20 protein-coding genes and 4 tRNA genes are annotated in these 15,651 nt (G+C 70.0%); 7 read left to right on the top strand and 17 right to left on the bottom strand.

The window, feature by feature from the left end; all coding sequences use genetic code 11:
- Positions 1 to 3: 3 nt before the first annotated feature.
- The 4 genes from PBV52_RS28955 to PBV52_RS28940 form a co-directional block, all read right to left on the bottom strand.
- Positions 4 to 195, bottom strand: coding sequence for a hypothetical protein (locus PBV52_RS28955; RefSeq protein WP_274242207.1), 192 nt, complete (start codon positions 193 to 195; stop codon positions 4 to 6).
- A gap of 63 nt (positions 196 to 258) precedes the next feature.
- The gene (gene nusG / locus PBV52_RS28950; RefSeq protein ID WP_274242206.1) at positions 259 to 1,116 is read right to left on the bottom strand and encodes a transcription termination/antitermination protein NusG; all 858 of its coding nucleotides are present in this window, start codon (positions 1,114 to 1,116) and stop codon (positions 259 to 261) included.
- Between the two features lie 80 nt (positions 1,117 to 1,196).
- On the bottom strand, positions 1,197 to 1,484 hold the full coding sequence (gene secE / locus PBV52_RS28945; protein WP_274242205.1) for a preprotein translocase subunit SecE: 288 nt from the start codon (positions 1,482 to 1,484) through the stop codon (positions 1,197 to 1,199).
- 108 nt (positions 1,485 to 1,592) lie between these two features.
- A tRNA-Trp gene (locus PBV52_RS28940) sits at positions 1,593 to 1,665 on the bottom strand.
- Between the two features lie 285 nt (positions 1,666 to 1,950).
- Here PBV52_RS28940 and PBV52_RS28935 point away from each other — a divergent pair.
- Together PBV52_RS28935 and PBV52_RS28930 are read left to right on the top strand one after the other, a co-directional pair.
- Entirely contained in the window at positions 1,951 to 3,177 is a 1,227-nt protein-coding gene (locus PBV52_RS28935) for a pyridoxal phosphate-dependent aminotransferase (protein WP_031477886.1), read from the top strand.
- 136 nt (positions 3,178 to 3,313) lie between these two features.
- Positions 3,314 to 4,342: an adenosine deaminase gene (locus tag PBV52_RS28930; RefSeq protein WP_274242204.1), complete on the top strand. Its 1,029-nt coding sequence runs from the start codon at positions 3,314 to 3,316 to the stop codon at positions 4,340 to 4,342.
- Positions 4,343 to 4,427: 85 nt separating this feature from the next.
- Here PBV52_RS28930 and PBV52_RS28925 read toward each other — a convergent pair whose 3' ends face one another.
- Entirely contained in the window at positions 4,428 to 5,024 is a 597-nt protein-coding gene (locus tag PBV52_RS28925; RefSeq protein WP_274242203.1) for a TetR/AcrR family transcriptional regulator, read from the bottom strand.
- A gap of 108 nt (positions 5,025 to 5,132) precedes the next feature.
- Here PBV52_RS28925 and PBV52_RS28920 point away from each other — a divergent pair, with 108 nt between their 5' ends.
- A complete protein-coding gene (locus PBV52_RS28920; protein WP_274242202.1) occupies positions 5,133 to 5,765 on the top strand; it encodes an NAD(P)-dependent oxidoreductase in 633 nt (210 codons plus the stop codon).
- Positions 5,766 to 5,852: 87 nt separating this feature from the next.
- On the opposite strand, the gene PBV52_RS28915 is transcribed toward PBV52_RS28920, so the two are convergent.
- From PBV52_RS28915 to PBV52_RS28875, 9 genes are all read right to left on the bottom strand, one after another.
- Positions 5,853 to 6,908, bottom strand: a complete 1,056-nt coding sequence (locus PBV52_RS28915; RefSeq protein ID WP_274242201.1) for a UDP-N-acetylmuramate dehydrogenase — start codon at positions 6,906 to 6,908, stop codon at positions 5,853 to 5,855.
- Positions 6,909 to 6,994: 86 nt separating this feature from the next.
- A complete protein-coding gene (locus PBV52_RS28910; RefSeq protein WP_274242199.1) occupies positions 6,995 to 7,375 on the bottom strand; it encodes a DUF3291 domain-containing protein in 381 nt (126 codons plus the stop codon).
- Between the two features lie 44 nt (positions 7,376 to 7,419).
- Positions 7,420 to 8,886 (bottom strand): MFS transporter, encoded by a 1,467-nt coding sequence (locus PBV52_RS28905; protein ID WP_274242198.1) that lies wholly within the window; start codon positions 8,884 to 8,886, stop codon positions 7,420 to 7,422.
- A gap of 118 nt (positions 8,887 to 9,004) precedes the next feature.
- The gene (locus tag PBV52_RS28900; protein WP_274242197.1) at positions 9,005 to 9,568 is read right to left on the bottom strand and encodes a TetR/AcrR family transcriptional regulator; all 564 of its coding nucleotides are present in this window, start codon (positions 9,566 to 9,568) and stop codon (positions 9,005 to 9,007) included.
- Between the two features lie 126 nt (positions 9,569 to 9,694).
- Entirely contained in the window at positions 9,695 to 10,123 is a 429-nt protein-coding gene (locus PBV52_RS28895; RefSeq protein ID WP_274242195.1) for a MaoC family dehydratase, read from the bottom strand.
- Positions 10,124 to 10,126: 3 nt separating this feature from the next.
- The gene (locus PBV52_RS28890) at positions 10,127 to 10,591 is read right to left on the bottom strand and encodes a MaoC family dehydratase N-terminal domain-containing protein (RefSeq protein WP_274242194.1); all 465 of its coding nucleotides are present in this window, start codon (positions 10,589 to 10,591) and stop codon (positions 10,127 to 10,129) included.
- A 146-nt stretch (positions 10,592 to 10,737) separates the two neighbouring features.
- The gene (gene rpmG / locus PBV52_RS28885) at positions 10,738 to 10,902 is read right to left on the bottom strand and encodes a 50S ribosomal protein L33 (protein WP_003948671.1); all 165 of its coding nucleotides are present in this window, start codon (positions 10,900 to 10,902) and stop codon (positions 10,738 to 10,740) included.
- Positions 10,903 to 10,992: 90 nt separating this feature from the next.
- A tRNA-Met gene (locus PBV52_RS28880) sits at positions 10,993 to 11,065 on the bottom strand.
- A 46-nt stretch (positions 11,066 to 11,111) separates the two neighbouring features.
- Positions 11,112 to 11,184, bottom strand: a tRNA-Thr gene (locus PBV52_RS28875).
- A 286-nt stretch (positions 11,185 to 11,470) separates the two neighbouring features.
- On the opposite strand from PBV52_RS28875, the gene PBV52_RS28870 reads away from it, so the two are divergent.
- From PBV52_RS28870 to PBV52_RS28860, 3 genes are all read left to right on the top strand, one after another.
- Positions 11,471 to 12,736 carry a hydrolase gene (locus PBV52_RS28870; protein WP_274242154.1) on the top strand — a complete coding sequence of 422 codons (1,266 nt, stop codon included), beginning with the start codon at positions 11,471 to 11,473 and terminating at the stop codon, positions 12,734 to 12,736.
- 176 nt (positions 12,737 to 12,912) lie between these two features.
- A complete protein-coding gene (locus tag PBV52_RS28865; protein ID WP_274242152.1) occupies positions 12,913 to 13,569 on the top strand; it encodes an SDR family oxidoreductase in 657 nt (218 codons plus the stop codon).
- 50 nt (positions 13,570 to 13,619) lie between these two features.
- Positions 13,620 to 13,952 (top strand): nuclear transport factor 2 family protein, encoded by a 333-nt coding sequence (locus PBV52_RS28860; protein WP_274249646.1) that lies wholly within the window; start codon positions 13,620 to 13,622, stop codon positions 13,950 to 13,952.
- Between the two features lie 141 nt (positions 13,953 to 14,093).
- Here the strand turns inward: PBV52_RS28860 and PBV52_RS28855 are convergent, their stop codons facing one another.
- Complete coding sequence (locus PBV52_RS28855) at positions 14,094 to 14,306, bottom strand: hypothetical protein (protein ID WP_274242150.1); 213 nt, start codon at positions 14,304 to 14,306, stop codon at positions 14,094 to 14,096.
- Between the two features lie 84 nt (positions 14,307 to 14,390).
- Positions 14,391 to 14,472: transfer RNA gene (locus tag PBV52_RS28850), tRNA-Tyr, on the bottom strand.
- Between the two features lie 225 nt (positions 14,473 to 14,697).
- Here PBV52_RS28850 and PBV52_RS28845 point away from each other — a divergent pair.
- On the top strand, positions 14,698 to 15,186 hold the full coding sequence (locus PBV52_RS28845; protein ID WP_128433077.1) for a YajQ family cyclic di-GMP-binding protein: 489 nt from the start codon (positions 14,698 to 14,700) through the stop codon (positions 15,184 to 15,186).
- A 131-nt stretch (positions 15,187 to 15,317) separates the two neighbouring features.
- Here PBV52_RS28845 and PBV52_RS28840 read toward each other — a convergent pair whose 3' ends face one another.
- On the bottom strand, positions 15,318 to 15,584 hold the full coding sequence (locus PBV52_RS28840; protein ID WP_274242149.1) for a GlsB/YeaQ/YmgE family stress response membrane protein: 267 nt from the start codon (positions 15,582 to 15,584) through the stop codon (positions 15,318 to 15,320).
- Between the last annotated feature and the right edge of the window lie 67 nt (positions 15,585 to 15,651).

Below are 15,651 nucleotides of genomic sequence, written 5' to 3'. Positions count from 1 at the left end.
TGGTCAGCAGCGCTTGGCCGTGGTGGCCTGACCCGGCACCGGGTCGCCGGGAGCGCGCAGCGTGCCGATCGCCGCGGTGCACTCCTTCACCGTGTCGGCAGGCAGGGACCAGAACTCCTGGCTGTTGGTGGCGCCACGAGCAGGATGGTTCGAGCACGCTTCGGGGGCGCGGTCTGCACGGAGGCCGACCCGCACGACAAAGGGCCTCCGGCCAGCGGAAACGCTGGTCGGAGGCCCTTTGCGAGAGCTGCTGTGCCGCTAGTTCTTCTGGATCTGGTCGAAGGAGAGCTCGACCGGCGTCTCGCGGCCGAAGATCTCCACCAGGCCCTTGACCTTCTTCGAGTCGGCGTTGATCTCGTTGATCGTGGCCTGCAGCGTGGCGAACGGGCCGTCGGTGACGGTGACCGAGTCGCCGACCTCGAAGTCCAGCACCTGGACCTCGACCTTGCGCTGCGGAGCGGGCTTGCCCTCGGCCTCGGCGGCCTCGCGGGCGGCCTTCTCCTCGGCCTCCGGGGCGAGCATCTTGACGATCTCGTCCAGGGTCAGCGGGTACGGGTCGTAGGCGTTGCCCACGAAGCCGGTGACGCCCGGGGTGTTGCGGACGACGCCCCAGGACTCGTTGGTCAGGTCCATACGGACCAGGACGTAACCCGGCAGCTTGTTCTGCTTGATCGTCTTGCGGTCGCCGTTCTTGATCTGGACGACCTCTTCCTGCGGCACCTCGGCCTGGAAGATGTAGTCCTCGACGTTCAGCGAGACGGCGCGCTGCTCGAGGTTGGTCTTCACGCGGTTCTCGTAACCGGCGTAGGTGTGGATGACGTACCACTCGCCGGGCAGGGTGCGGAGTTCCTCGCGCAGGGCGACGACGGGGTCGACGGGCTCGGCGGGCTCTTCCTCGGCCTCGTCCTCGTCGGCGGCCTCGGCCTCGGCCTCGACGGCAGCCTCGTCCTCGACGTGCAGCGCGGCTTCCTCGGCAGGCTCGCCCGCCTCGGCGTCGGCAGCCTCGACCTCGTCCAGGTCCTCGTCAGCGCCCTCGACGATGTCGAGCTCGTCTTCCACGGACTCGACTTCCTGCCCGTGTGGCTCGATGGCGTCGTTCAGGTTCTGGTCAGACACGGTGGCTGCTTCTTCCTGGATACATAGGGGTGGAACATGCGAAAGGGGCGCCGGTAACCGCGGCGCCCTTCGCTCTTGGCTCAGCCGAAGACGTACTTGGCGGCGTGGTCGAGCCCATAGTCAATCACGGTCACCAGACCGATCATGATGACGACGAAGAGGATCACCACAGTGGTGTACGTCGTCAACTGATTGCGCGTCGGCCAGACGACCTTGCGGAGTTCCGCGACGATCTGGCGGTAGAAGAGCGCGAGTCGCTTCAGCGGGCCCTTCTTGGCGCGCTTGCCACCCTTTCGGGCCTTCTTCTTGGACTCCGGCGCCTCGTCCTGGGCATCAGGCATGTCGATGGAGCCCACGGCGTCCGTCACTCGTCCTCACCTGATTCCGGGTCGTGGCCGTGCCGCGCCCGGTCTGAGCCGCACGGCGGTGCATTGCTGTACGTACATGCGCACACATCCTGGCGAAGGTGTGTGTAGCAGGGCCGGAGGGACTTGAACCCCCAACCGCCGGTTTTGGAGACCGGTGCTCTACCAATTGAGCTACGACCCTTTGTGGTGTCCCCCAACGTACCGCATCCGACCGAGTGCTCGGTGTGCACCGTGCGACCGCGGGCTGCTGAAGGCCAACGAGGTGAGAGTGTACGTGCTCCCGGGCGCCTCGTCGAACAGAAAGTGGCCGATGAGAGCTTGGGCGGCGGAAGATCGCCTGGCGATCGGCCGCGCGACAACGCAAGATCGCCCTGGCCGCGCGCCCGATCCGGACGGTTGTTCAGCTGATGTTCAGTCCGTGAAACCCGCGTGCCGGGCACGTTTCCTGTCTGAAACGATGGGCCCCATGAGCGCTGCAACCCCTCCCACCGAGCGCCGGGTCTCCGCCCGAGTCGGCGCGATCTCCGAGTCCGCCACCCTCGCCGTGGACGCCAAGGCCAAGGCCCTCAAGGCCGCCGGGCGTCCGGTGATCGGCTTCGGCGCCGGCGAGCCCGACTTCCCGACCCCGGACTACATCGTCGAGGCCGCCATCGAGGCCTGCAAGAACCCGAAGTACCACCGCTACACGCCGGCCGGCGGTCTGCCCGAGCTGAAGGCCGCGATCGCCGCGAAGACGCTGCGCGACTCCGGCTACGAGCCCGACGTCTCGCAGATCCTGGTCACCAACGGCGGCAAGCAGGCCATCTACGAGGCCTTCGCCGCGATCCTCGACCCGGGCGACGAGGTCATCGTCCCGGCCCCGTACTGGACGACGTACCCGGAGTCGATCCGTCTCGCGGGCGGTGTCCCGGTCGAGGTCGTCGCCGACGAGACGACCGGCTACCGCGTCTCGGTCGAGCAGCTGGAGGCGGCCCGTACGGAGAAGACGAAGGTCGTCCTGTTCGTCTCCCCGTCGAACCCGACCGGCGCGGTCTACAGCGAGGCCGAGACCGAGGCGATCGGCCGCTGGGCCGTCGAGCACGGCCTGTGGGTGATGACGGACGAGATCTACGAGCACCTGGTCTACGGCGACGCGGTGTCCGTGTCGCTGCCCGCGGTCCTGCCGGAGCTGCGCGACAAGTGCATCGTGGTCAACGGTGTCGCCAAGACGTACGCCATGACGGGCTGGCGGGTCGGCTGGATCATCGGCCCCAAGGACGTGGTGAAGGCCGCGACCAACCTCCAGTCGCACGCCACGTCGAACGTCTCGAACGTGGCCCAGGTGGCCGCTCTCGCCGCCGTCTCGGGCGACCTGGACGCGGTCGCGAAGATGCGCGAGGCCTTCGACCGCCGCCGCAAGACGATCGTGCGGATGCTCAACGAGATCGACGGCGTGGTCTGCCCGGAGCCCGAAGGCGCCTTCTACGCCTACCCCTCGGTGAAGGCCCTGATCGGGAAGGAGATCCGCGGCAAGCGTCCGCAGGACTCGGTCGAGCTGGCCGCGCTCATCCTGGAAGAGGCCGAGGTCGCGGTGGTGCCGGGCGAGGCCTTCGGCACCCCGGGCTATCTGCGGCTGTCGTACGCGCTCGGTGACGAGGACCTCGTCGAGGGCGTGAGCCGGATCCAGAAGCTGCTGGCGGAGGCCAGGGACTGACCACCTGCTCACGTGAGCAGTGGTGGCGGGCCGTTTCCCTCGGGGAGCGGCCCGCTTCGTCGTTTGCGCGTGCGAGCAAGACCACGTTCGGGGAAACCGCTACCGAGGCGGGCGGGGTGTACGGCAGGATCCTGGAATGGAGCGTGTACGTGATGTCTCTGAGCTGCCGAAAGCCCATCTGCACCTGCACTTCACCGGCTCGATGCGGCCGGCGACCCTGCTGGAGCTGGCCGACAAGTACGGCGTGCGTCTGCCCGAGGCGCTGAGCGACGCGCTGACCAGCGGGGAGTCGCCGAAGCTGCGGGCGACGGACGAGCGGGGCTGGTTCCGTTTCCAGCGCCTGTACGACGCGGCGCGCTCGTGCCTGCGGCAGCCGGAGGACATCCAGCGGCTGGTCAGGGAGGCCGCGGAGGAGGATCTGAAGGACGGCTCCGGCTGGCTGGAGATCCAGGTCGACCCCACCTCGTACGCGCCCCGGCTGGGCGGTCTGATCTCGGCGCTGGAGATCATCCTGGACGCGGTGGAGACGGCGTCGCGGGACACGGGTGTCGGAATGCGTGTCCTGGTCGCCGCGAACCGTATGAAGCACCCCCTGGACGCCCGCACGCTGGCGCGACTCGCGGTGCGGTACGCCGACCGGGGCGTGGTCGGATTCGGGCTGTCGAACGACGAACGCCGGGGTATGGCGCGGGACTTCGACCGTGCCTTCCACATCGCCCGCGAGGGCGGCCTGCTGTCGGCCCCGCACGGCGGCGAACTGACTGGCCCGTCCTCGGTCCGTGACTGCCTGGACGACCTGGACGCGAACCGGATCGGCCACGGGGTGCGGGCGGCCGAGGACCCGCGACTGCTCAAGCGCCTCGCCGACCGGGGCGTGACGTGCGAGGTGTGTCCCGCGTCGAACGTCGCCCTCGGTGTCTACGAGAAGCCCGAGGACGTCCCGCTGCGGACGCTGTACGAGGCCGGCGTCCCGATGGCCCTCGGCGCCGACGACCCGCTGCTCTTCGGCTCCCGCCTCGCCGCCCAGTACGACATCGCCCGCCACCACCACGCCTTCACGGACGAGGAACTGGCGGAACTGGCCCGGCAGTCGGTTCGGGCTTCCGCGGCGCCGGAGGAGGTGAAGGCAAAGCTGTTGGCGGGGGTGGACGACTGGCTCGCCTAGCCCGCCTCCCGACGTCGTCGGCGGTACCGGATCAGTCGGCGGTACCGGGTCAGTCGCCGATACCGGCTCAGTCGGCGATACCGGCTCAGTCGGCGATACCGGCCAGCAGCGTACGGGCCAGCCGGGCGGCGAACTCGTCCACCGGCGGCCGTACCGCCTCCTTCGTCGCGTCATAGGCGAACGCCCGCTGCGCGCAGGCTCCCATCAGCAGCGACGCCGCCGCGAACGTGTCCGTGCCCGTACTGACCCGCCCCAGCTCCTGCTCGGCCCGCAGATACGTGTCGAGCTCCTGGATCGGCACGTGCGGTCCCGACCCCATCTGCCGCATGACGTCGTCGTGCCGCTGTTTGAGCTGGGTCTGCGCATACAGCGACGCGGCGATCGGGAAGCTCTGTTCGTAGAACAGCGCCGCCTGGCGGGCGATCTCGGTGAGGTTCTCCTCCAGGGGGTGCCTGCCCGGCTCGGCGGCGAGGCTGCTGAGCAACGGGCGGAGCGGGGGCAGCCGCTCGGTGAGCACCCGGATGAACAGCTCCTCCTTGCTCTCGAAGTGCTTGTACAGCGCCGCCTCGGAACACCCGGCCGCCCGCGCGATCTCCTTCGTCGTGGCCCGCGCCAGGCCGACCGTGAGCATCAGGTCGTGCGCGGCATCGAGCAGGCGAACGCGGGTCGGTCGGTTCTCCATGGCATGTCCAATCGCCCTTGACGGATGGGTGAGTACTTACTCACTCTAGAAGGGAGTGTGGTGAGTGAATACTCACCCACCATTTTCACCCCTGATTCGGGAGGCCCCATGAAACTCACCGTCTTCGGCGCCACCGGAGGCACGGGCAAGGAGATCGTCCGCCAAGCCCTGGACGCAGGGCACCAGGTCACGGCAGTGGTGCGGGATCCGGCGCGGTTCACCGTGACCGGCGAGCAGTTGGAGGTGTTCCGCGCCGACCTGGCCGATCCGCAGGCCCTGCGCCCCGCCGTCGCCGGCCGGGACGCGGTGCTGTCCGGCCTCGGTGCCCGCAGCCGCAAGGACGCCGGGGTCGCGGCGCGCCTGACGCGTACAGTGCTCGGCGCCCTGGAGGCGGAGGAGGTGCGGCGGCTGGTCGTGGTGAGCGCGGCGCCGGTCGGTCCCGAGCCGGAGGGCGACGGGTTCCTCGACCGGACGATGCGCGGCATCGTCTCCGCGGTCCTCAAGGACATCTACGCCGACCTGCGGGAGATGGAGGCCGAGCTGGCCCGCAGCGCCACGGACTGGACGGCCGTGCGGCCGCCGCGCCTGCAGGACAAGCCGCTCACCGGCACGTACCGGAGGGTGGTGGGCGGCTTTCCACGCAGGGGCCGCTTCCTGGCGCGTGCCGATGTGGCGCACGCGATGCTGGACGCGATCGGGGACCGGGCCACGGTGAAGCAGGGCGTGGGCGTCGCCTATTGAGGGCTTGCCCGCAGGGCCTGATTCAGGGCCAGCCCGCCTTCAGGTCCCGCCTTCAGGTCCCGCCTTCAGGGCCTGCCGAGACCCGGCCTACAGGCTCACGCCGACCGTCACCGGCTCGTTGACCAGCGTGATGCCGAAGGTCTCACGGACGCCGGCCACGACCTCGCGGGCGAGCGCGAGGAGGTCCTCGGTGGTCGCTCCGCCCCGGTTGGTGAGGGCGAGGGTGTGCTTGGTGGAGATGCGGGCGGGGCCGGTGCCGTACCCCTTGGTGAAGCCCGCCTTGTCGATGAGCCAGGCCGCGGAGGTCTTGGCGTGCCCCTCCCCCGCCGGGTACGCGGGCGGCTCCACGCCGTCGCCGAGGCGTTCACACACGCGTGCGTGGAACGCGGCGAACTGCTCGTCGGTGAGGATCGGGTTGGTGAAGAAGGATCCGGCCGACCAGGTGTCGTGGTCCTCGGGGTCCAGGACCATGCCCTTGCCGGTACGCAGCTTCAGCACCGTCTCGCGCGCGGCGGCCAGCGGCACGCGGTCGCCGGCTTCGACGCCCAGGGCGCGGGCCGTCTCCGCGTACTTGAGGGGGGCGGAGAGCCCGTCCGCGTCCTCCAGCTGGAAGCGGACGCGCAGGACGACGTAGCGCTCGGGGTCGGACTTGAAGCGGCTGTGGCGGTAGGAGAAGGCGCACTCGGCGTTCGGGATGACGACGGTCTCGCCCGCCCGGCGGTCGTACGCGATCACCTCGGTGATCGTCGAGGAGACCTCCTGGCCGTACGCGCCGACGTTCTGGATCGGCGTGGCGCCTGCGGAGCCGGGGATTCCGGCGAGGCACTCGATCCCGGCGAGCCCGGCCTCGACGGTGCGGGCGACGGCGTCTGTCCACACCTCGCCGGCCGCCAGTTCGAGCGCGGTGCCGTCCAGCTCGACGCCCTTGGTGGCGATGACCAGCGCGGTGCCCGCGAAGCCCTTGTCCCCGATGACCAGGTTCGATCCGCCGCCGATGAGCAGCAGCGGGGTGCCACTGGCATCGGCTTCGCGCACGATGTCGATCACCTCGGCGTCGGTCGTGGCGATGACCAGGCGGGTGGCGGGGCCGCCCAGCCGGAAGGTGGTGAGGGGGGCGAGAGGGGCGTCGTGGAGTTCCTGCACGGGCTCAAGACTACGAGACGGCACTGACAGCCCCGGCACCCCTGCGCGGTGCCGGGGCTCAGGCACGCACCACGCGCGCGTGCCGTTCAGCTCAGCCGCCGGATCGCCTCTGTCCAGCCGAGCGGGAGTTCGTCGCTCGACGCCTGCCAGGTGGTGAACTTCGCGTCCCGCATCTGGGTGGACAGGCCCCGTGAGGTCGGGGCGTGGGTGCCCGAGCGGGCGAAGGCCTTGAGCGCTGCGGGCGACTCCCAGGCGGACAGCGTCCAGAAGGTCCGCTTGAACGGCTCGGCCTTCAAAGATGCCCCATACGCTCCGGGCGCCCGGCTCACCTGCCGCCACACGCCCGGCGTACGGGCGAGGAAGCGGAGCGCTCCCCAAAGGGTGCGGGTCTCGAAGCGGGAGGCGAAGACGTGCACCTCGGTGTGGGGCGGGGCGGGGTTCGGCACGGTCCAGGGAAGGGTGGGCATGACTGCTCCTCGTGGTCCGGGATGTAGGCCAACGGTCCGGGATGTCAGCGGGCGGCCGTCTCGAGCACCGGCTCCGGTGCCTGCTCTGTCGGGTTCTCGGCCCGGTCCCGGTCTTCGCGCCGCCGGGCCGGTATCAGTAGCGCCGCGACACCGGCGAGGGCCACCATCGCGGCGCCGGTGACCAGGGCGGGCCGCAGGCCGTCGACGAAGGTCTGGCCGGTCTCGTAGCCGCCCTGCGCGGAGAAGATGGACCCCATGACAGCGATCCCGAGCGCGCCGCCGACCTCACGCAGGGCGTTGTTGGCGCCGGACGCGATGCCCTGTTCCGAGGTGCGGACGCTGGACATGACCAGGTGGGAGGCCGGCGCGAAGAACAGGGCCATGCCGACGCCGCTGGTGATCAGGCCGGGCAGCTGAGCGGCGTAGGAGACGTCGACGGCGACCACGGACGCCATGTAGGCGAGGCCGGCGGCCTGGAGGAACAGGCCGGTGGCGACGACGGGGCGGCCGCCGATGCGGTCGGCGAGGATGCCCGCGATCGGCGCGACGAGCATCGGCATGCCTGTCCACGGCAGCATCCGCAGCCCCGCCTCGGTGGGCGAGTAGCCGAGCACGCCCTGCATGTACTGGCTGAGCAGGAAGATCGACCCGAACATGCCGAGGAACATCAGCATGCTCGCGGCGTTGATCCCGGAGAAGGCCCGGGAGCGGAACAGCCGCATCGGCAGCATCGGGTTCTTGGCGCGGGTGCTGTAGAGGACGAACCCGACGAGCAGCGCGCCTCCGGCGAACAGGCCGGTCAGGACCAGGGAGCCGGTCCAGCCGTCGGCGGGGCCGCGGACCAGGCCGTACACGATCCCGAACAGGCCGCCGCTGGCGAGCAGCGTGCCGGGGATGTCGAGCGGGGCGCCGGTGCCGTACGACTCGGCGAGGCGCAGGCGGGCGAGCGGCAGCAGGGCGAAGCCCAGCGGAACGTTCAGCCAGAAGATCCACTGCCAGGAGATGTGCTCGGTGAGGCTGCCTCCGATGAGCGGCCCGGACGCGATCGCGAGCCCGTTGACGGCACCCCAGATGCCGTACGCCATCCCGCGCTTGGCCGCGGGCACGGCCGCCGTCAGCAGGGTCAGCGTGAGCGGCATCATGATCGCCGCGCCGGCGCCCTGCACCGCGCGGGCGGCGATGAGGGAGTCGATGCCCGGCGCGAGGGCCGCGGCGGCGGATGCGCCGGTGAAGATCGTGATGCCGACGAGGAAGAGCCGTCGCCGGCCGAAGCGGTCGCCGAGCGCCGCACCGGACATCAGCAGTACGGCGAAGGTGAGCGTGTAGGCGCTCACCGTCCACTCCAGGTCGTGCAGCCCTCCGCCCAGGTCCTCGCGGATGGAGGGCAGTGCGGTGGTGACGACGAGGTTGTCGAGGGCTGCCATGAACCCGGCGACGCTCGTGATGACGAGGGCCCAGGCGGCGCCGCCCCGGCGTCCTGTCCGCGCGTTCTGTTCGGTCTGCTGTGACATCGCTCCCCCAGAGATGATGCGTTCCGGTTGGTATGGGTGTGGAGAGTGCTTGAGGTAGTTATCGATCACTAACTTTCGAGCCCATGAAGGGGCGGGGTGAGCCTCGCCACCCCTCCCCCTACGACGGCCCATCAGCCCGTTCCGGCGGGTCCATCCCCGCCCAGACACGGTGCTCGGGAGGAAAACCCATGGCCACCAGGCAGTTGATGAGCATGCCGTACGCCATGAAGGTCGTCGTCTCGCCGACGTCCGCGCCCAGCGGGATATGGACCGTGTCCCACAGCCGCATCCAGCCGGCGCGCACGACCTCGCCGAACTCGTGGTCACCCTCCTGCTCGGCGGCCGCCACGGCGAGGTACATCTGCATCTGCATCATCAGCCGCTCGGGCTGCTCCGAGACGACCTTCCGGTACGCGTCACCCATGGCACGCAGGGCCTCTTCGCCCTCCAGCCCCTCGGAGGCCTCCGCGAACATCCGGATAGTGTCCTCCACGCAGCGCTCGGCCGCCGCCAGGAAGATCGCCTTCTTGCCCGGGAAGAGCCGGAAGAGATACGGCTGCGAGACACCGACCCGCTTGGCGATCGCCTCGGTCGACGTGCCGTAGTACCCGCCGCGGGCGAACTCGGTCGTCGCCGCGCGGATGACGCTCTCGCGCCTCTCTTCTGCGCTCATCCTGACCATGAGTCGTAAGTTAGTACTCAATCACTAACTAAGTCAAGGACTGGGACTGCTGCCACAAGTAAGGGGCGCCCCACCATGGAGAACGCCCCTTACTTCACGGCACGCGCGTGCCGTTCACCTCGACATTCACGCCAGCTGTACGACCGCCCGCGACATCCCGAGCACCTTCTGCCCGGCGCTCTTCACGGTCAGGTCCACGCGGACCTTGTTGTCGTCGAGCTTGGCCGCGACCTTGCCGCTGACCTCGATCGCGGCGCCCTGGTCGTCGTTCGGCACGATGACGGGCTTGGTGAAGCGGACCCCGTACTCGACGACCGCGGCCGGGTCCCCGGCCCAGTCGGTGACCACACGGATCGCCTCGGCCATGGTGAACATGCCGTGCGCGATGACATCGGGCAGCCCGACCTCCTTCGCGAACTTCTCGTTCCAGTGGATCGGGTTGAAGTCGCCGGAGGCGCCCGCGTACTGGACGAGCGTGGCGCGCGTCACGGGGAAGGTCTGGGCGGGCAGTTCGAGACCGACCTCGACGTCGCCGTACGCAATCTTCGCCGTCATCGGTCAGGCCTCCCCTTCTTCGGAGTCCGCCCCACGGGCGACGAGCTTCGTCCAGGCGGTCACGACGTGCTCCCCCGCCTCGTCGTGAACCTCGCCGCGGATGTCCACGATCTCGTTGCCCGCCATGGACTTGATCGCCTCGATGGTCGAGGTGACGGTCAGCCGGTCGCCGGCGCGCACCGGCCGGGTGTACGCGAACTTCTGGTCGCCGTGCACCACCCGGCTGTAGTCCAGGCCCAGCTGGGGATCGGCGATGACCTGTCCCGCGGCCTTGAAGCTGATCGCGAAGACGAAGGTCGGCGGGGCGATCACATCGGAGTGGCCGAGCGCCTTGGCGGCCTCCGGATCCAGGTACGCAGGGTTGGTGTCCCCCACCGCCTCCGCGAACTCACGGATCTTCTCCCGTCCCACCTCATAGGGCTCGGTGGGCGGGTAGCTCCGCCCCACGAAGGACTGGTCGAGCGCCATGGCTCGGCACCTCCTGCTGTCTCTGCGGTTGACCTGCTGGTTCGCCCGGCCGATCCGCCGAGGGTCGGCCGGAACCGGCCGGTAACCGGGGTGGAAACGACGCGAGGCCGCCCCCCAACGGGGACGGCCTCGTGTACGAGCCTGTTTTATCGCGTTTCGCGGTGCGCGGTGTGCGCGTTGCAACGCGGGCAGTGCTTCTTCATCTCAAGCCGGTCCGGGTTGTTACGCCGGTTCTTCTTGGTGATGTAGTTCCGCTCCTTGCACTCCACGCAGGCCAGCGTGATCTTCGGGCGGACGTCGGTGGCAGCCACGTGAGTGCTCCTTGACGAACGGATAGGACTGATTCAACGCATAAAAGAGTAGCCGATCGAAGGACCGACCCCACAATCGGCTACTGTCAGTAGCGGTGACCGGACTTGAACCGGTGACACAGCGATTATGAGCCGCTTGCTCTACCGACTGAGCTACACCGCTGTGATGCGATCGGAACCCGCCTTGCAGCGGGAACCTCTCACACCAGAGCCCCAATACGGAATCGAACCGTAGACCTTCTCCTTACCATGGAGACGCTCTACCGACTGAGCTATTGGGGCGAGCGATGAAGACATTACACGCTCGGCCGCCGTTCACCCAAATCCGTTTCCCGGCCCCCCTCTGCGGCCGATCGGCGGAGCACACAGGCACCTCGCAGGCCACTGCGGTACCGCGGAGGCGGCTCCGTTCGGCGGACCACACCAGTACGACTATTGCGCTCCTGCACGCCAGGGCCGGATCGCCACCCTAGGCTCGACTCACTCTGCGTGATCTTGCGTGCGCGGCGCAGTTCCCCAGCACCGTTCCCGCAGCCCCCGATGCGCAGCCCCGAGCCCCTGGAACGCGATGCCCGACAGTCAGCCCCAGCCGCCCCACTCGTCGTCCTCGTCGGGTTCGTCCGGCCCGACCGACCCGGGTGCTCTGCTGCTGTGCGGGGCGCGGCTCACCGACGGCCGGACCGTGGACGTACGGCTGGGCGGTGGGCGCATCGAGGCGGTCGGCACGGCCGGGAGCCTGGCGGCGGGAGACACGCGCGCGTGCGGCGCTCGCGTGGACCTCGACGGCTACCTGCTTCTGCCGGCCCCGGCCGAAGCGCACGCCCACGGCGACACCGCGCTCTCCGCCGACGAGGGCGGACCGGTCTCCTACGACCCCCAGGACGTCCAGCGCCGGGCCACCGAGGCCGCCCTGCTCCAGCTCGGGCACGGGGCGACCGCGCTACGGGCACACGTCCGCGTGGGCGACGTTCAGGGGCTGGGCGCACTGGCCGCCGTACTGCAGGCCCGGCGTTCGCTGCGCGGGCTCACCGAGTTGACGACGGTGGCGATGCCGCGGCTGCTGACCGGGGCGGCCGGGGCCGAGGGGCTCGCGATGCTGCGGGACGCGCTGAAGATGGGCGCGAACGTGGTCGGCGGCTGCCCCGACCTGGACCCGGATCCGACGGGTTACGTGGAAGCAGTCCTGGAGGTCGCCTCCGAGCACGGCTGCCCCGTCGACCTGCACACCGACGCCACCGATCCGGCCCGCCTGGCCCGCCTCGCCGCGATGGCCGGCGGGCTGCGCCCCGGCGTGACGCTCGGCCCGTGCGGCGGTCTGGGGCGCCTGCCGGCTCAGGCCGCCTCCCGCACCGCGGACCAGCTCGCGGCGGCCGGGGTGACGGTGGTGTGCCTGCCGCAGGGCGGCTGCGGGGGCGTGGAGCGGCGGGCCACGGCCCCTGTACGACTGCTGCGCGCGGCCGGCGTACGGCTCGCCGCCGGAAGCGGCGCCCTGCGGGACGTGTCGAACCCGGTGGGCCGCGGCGACCCGCTGGAGGCCGCCTACCTGCTGTCCTCGCGCCATGGACTGCGTCCCGAGGACGCGTACGACGCCGTGAGCGCGTCCGCGCGTGCGGTGCTGGGCCTGCCCGAGGTGCGCGTGGAGGCGGGATTCCCGGCCGAGTTGCTGGCGGTGCGCGGGGACCGGCTGGCGGGGGCGCTGTCGCTGGCGTACAGCCGCATCGTGGTGCACCGGGGGCGCGTGGTGGCGCGGACGAGCGCGGTGCGGGAGTACTGCAACTCGGCCGTGGCGGCGGAGTTGGGGTTGCCGCGACAGGGGCGGGGGGAGGTGTCTTGAGGCACGTGGGCGCGTGTGCTTGAGCGGTGGAGGGGCAGGGGGCGGGTTGGCGCGCGTAGAGGTGCGCCGGCTGCTCGTGCGCCCCGCGTCTGTGCGTAAGGCCTGCTCCTGTGGGGACGTGAGGCGTGGCTGAAGTCGTGCGGCGGATGCGGCCGTCCGGGCGTACGGTCGGAAACATGCGCATTGTCATCGCTGGTGGTCATGGTCAGATCGCGCTGCGGCTGGAGCAGCTGCTCGCCGCGCGTGGGGACGAGGTCGCGGGGATCATCCGCAAGGCCGAACAGGGCGACGACCTGCGGGAGGCCGGCGCCGAACCCCTCCTGCTGGACCTGGAGTCGGCCTCGGTCGAGGAGGTCGCGGAGCATCTGCAAGGCGCGGACGCGGCGGTCTTCGCGGCCGGCGCGGGCTCGGGCAGCGGCGCGGCCCGCAAGGACACGGTGGACAAGGGCGCGGCGGTCCTGTTCGCGGACGCGGCGGTCCGGGCGGGCGTACGGCGCTTCGTGGTCGTGTCGTCGATGGGCGCCGACCCGAAGCACGAGGGCGACGAGGTCTTCGACGTCTACCTGCGCGCCAAGGGCGAGGCCGACGAGTACGTCCGCGGCCTGGACGCCCTCGAGTGGACGATCCTGCGCCCCGGAATGCTGACGAACGACGCCGGAACCGGCCTGGTACGTCTGGAGGCCCACACCGGCCGCGGCCCGATCCCGCGTGACGACGTGGCCGCCGCGCTCGCGGAGTTGCTCGACACCCCCGCGACGGCCGGCCTGACCCTGGAACTGATCAGCGGGTCCGCTCCGGTGTCGGTGGCGGTGAAGTCGGTGGCGGGAAACTGAAGTTGGGCCCGGAGGGGATTTCGACCGCGCAGGAGGCGCTGTTGCGGCGCATGTACGAGGTCTTCTCGACGGACGAGCGAGAGGCCTTCATGCAACGGTGCCTCGCGCCCGACGTGGACTGGCCGAACGTCCTGGACGGCGTCCGGCTGCACGGCCGCGAGGCGGTACGCGCGTACTGGGCCCGGCAGTTCACCGCCGGGCATCCCCTCGTACGGCTGGAGGGGCTGCGCCCGGACGAGGACGGCGCGGCCGTGGTGGCGACCGTACGGCCCGGGATGCGCGACGCGTCGGGCGATCGGTGGGCGCAGGAGACGGTCGAGCACGTGTACCGGTTCGACGCGGACGGGCTGGTGACGCGGATGGATGTGCGGGCCGGTGCCTAGGGGGCGGGCCTCGGGGCGGGGGTTTGGTGGGGCTTGGTGGGGATCGGCGGAGCCCGGTCGAGCTCTCGGGCTCCCTGGGCTCGGTCGGGCTCCCTGGAGCCCGGTGGGACTCGGTGGGGCTCGCAGTGCGACTCGGGGCTTTCAGAACAGCGGCAGCTGCCCGGGGAACTCAGGTACGACGTACCCGTCCAATGCGGGCTGGGCGGCCCCCAGTTGCGCCGGCCGACGCGATCCGGGACACGACACGAGTTCCCCGTTCTCCCGTGCGCCGGGCGGATCGTGCCGCGCGAACCGACCTGCAACGACGGCGATCTCCCGACGGCACTCGGGGCAACTTCTGCGACGCATGGCCATGCAGTCAGTGTGCCCTGGGCGTGACCCTGGAACGCGAAAACCCCTCCGATCTACGTTTCCGCAGATCGGAGGGGTTTCCCAGTGTGGCGGCGCCAGGATTCGAACCTGGGAAGGCTGAGCCGGCAGATTTACAGTCTGCTCCCTTTGGCCGCTCGGGCACACCGCCGGGTTTGCTGCCGTTCGAACCGCTTTTTGGCGGTGCTCCCTGGCAACGACGTAAACAATACCCGATGGGTAGGGGTGCTTCGCCACCCGATTGATCGCCGCCCGGGGGACGAGGGGTGGCTAGGCTTGTCCGGATGCGGTCCGGGGCCTGCCCCGGGCTCGGCGGCCACCCCCACGCCCGCCGAAACGCACGTCATACGCACCCCGATACAAGGAGCCACAGGACATGGCCGACTCCAGTTTCGACATCGTCTCGAAGGTCGAGCGGCAGGAGGTCGACAACGCCCTCAACCAGGCCGCCAAGGAGATCTCGCAGCGCTACGACTTCAAGGGCGTGGGTGCCTCGATCTCGTGGTCCGGTGAAAAGATCCTGATGGAGGCGAACTCCGAGGACCGGGTGAACGCTGTCCTCGATGTCTTCCAGTCCAAGCTGATCAAGCGCGGGATCTCGCTGAAGGCCCTGGACGCGGGCGAGCCCCAGCTCTCGGGCAAGGAGTACAAGATCTTCGCGTCGATCGAGGAGGGCATCTCCCAGGAGAACGCGAAGAAGGTGGCGAAGATCATTCGCGATGAGGGCCCGAAGGGCGTCAAGGCGCAGGTGCAGGGCGACGAGCTGCGCGTCAGCTCGAAGAGCCGTGACGACCTGCAGGCCGTGATCGCCCTCCTCAAGGGCAAGGACTTCGACTTCGCGCTGCAGTTCGTGAACTACCGGTGAGCTGCTGATCCGAGCCGGCTACGGCTCCGGGTACGGCTCCGCTGCGACGTCGTACGAGGAAGGGTGGGCACCCCGCGGTGCCCACCCTTCTCGCCTGCTGGCTGCGGTCCGGGGATGTGCGTGCCCCGCGCTCAGCTGCGCGAGTGGCCGAACAGGATGCGGTAGGCGATCAGGAGCACGAGGGAGCCACCGATCGCGGCGGCCCAGGTGGCGCCGTCGTAGAAGTCCTTGGTGATCGGGTGGTCCAGCCAGCGGGCCGAGATCCAGCCACCGATGAACGCGCCCGCGACGCCGATGACAGTGGTGCCGATGAAGCCGCCGGGGTCGCGGCCCGGCAGCAGGAATTTGGCGATGGCCCCGGCCAACAGCCCCAGAATGATCCAGCTGATGATCGTCATGCCGTGAACCTGCCCCTCCGCGCTGTGCCTGCACTTTCCCGGCACTGTGATTTCGGGCGCGCTTGTT

Source organism: Streptomyces sp. T12, from assembly GCF_028736035.1.
Taxonomy (GTDB): domain Bacteria; phylum Actinomycetota; class Actinomycetes; order Streptomycetales; family Streptomycetaceae; genus Streptomyces.
The sequence above is the reverse complement of the archived record's forward strand: the minus strand, read 5'-3'. Positions and strand labels throughout refer to the sequence as shown.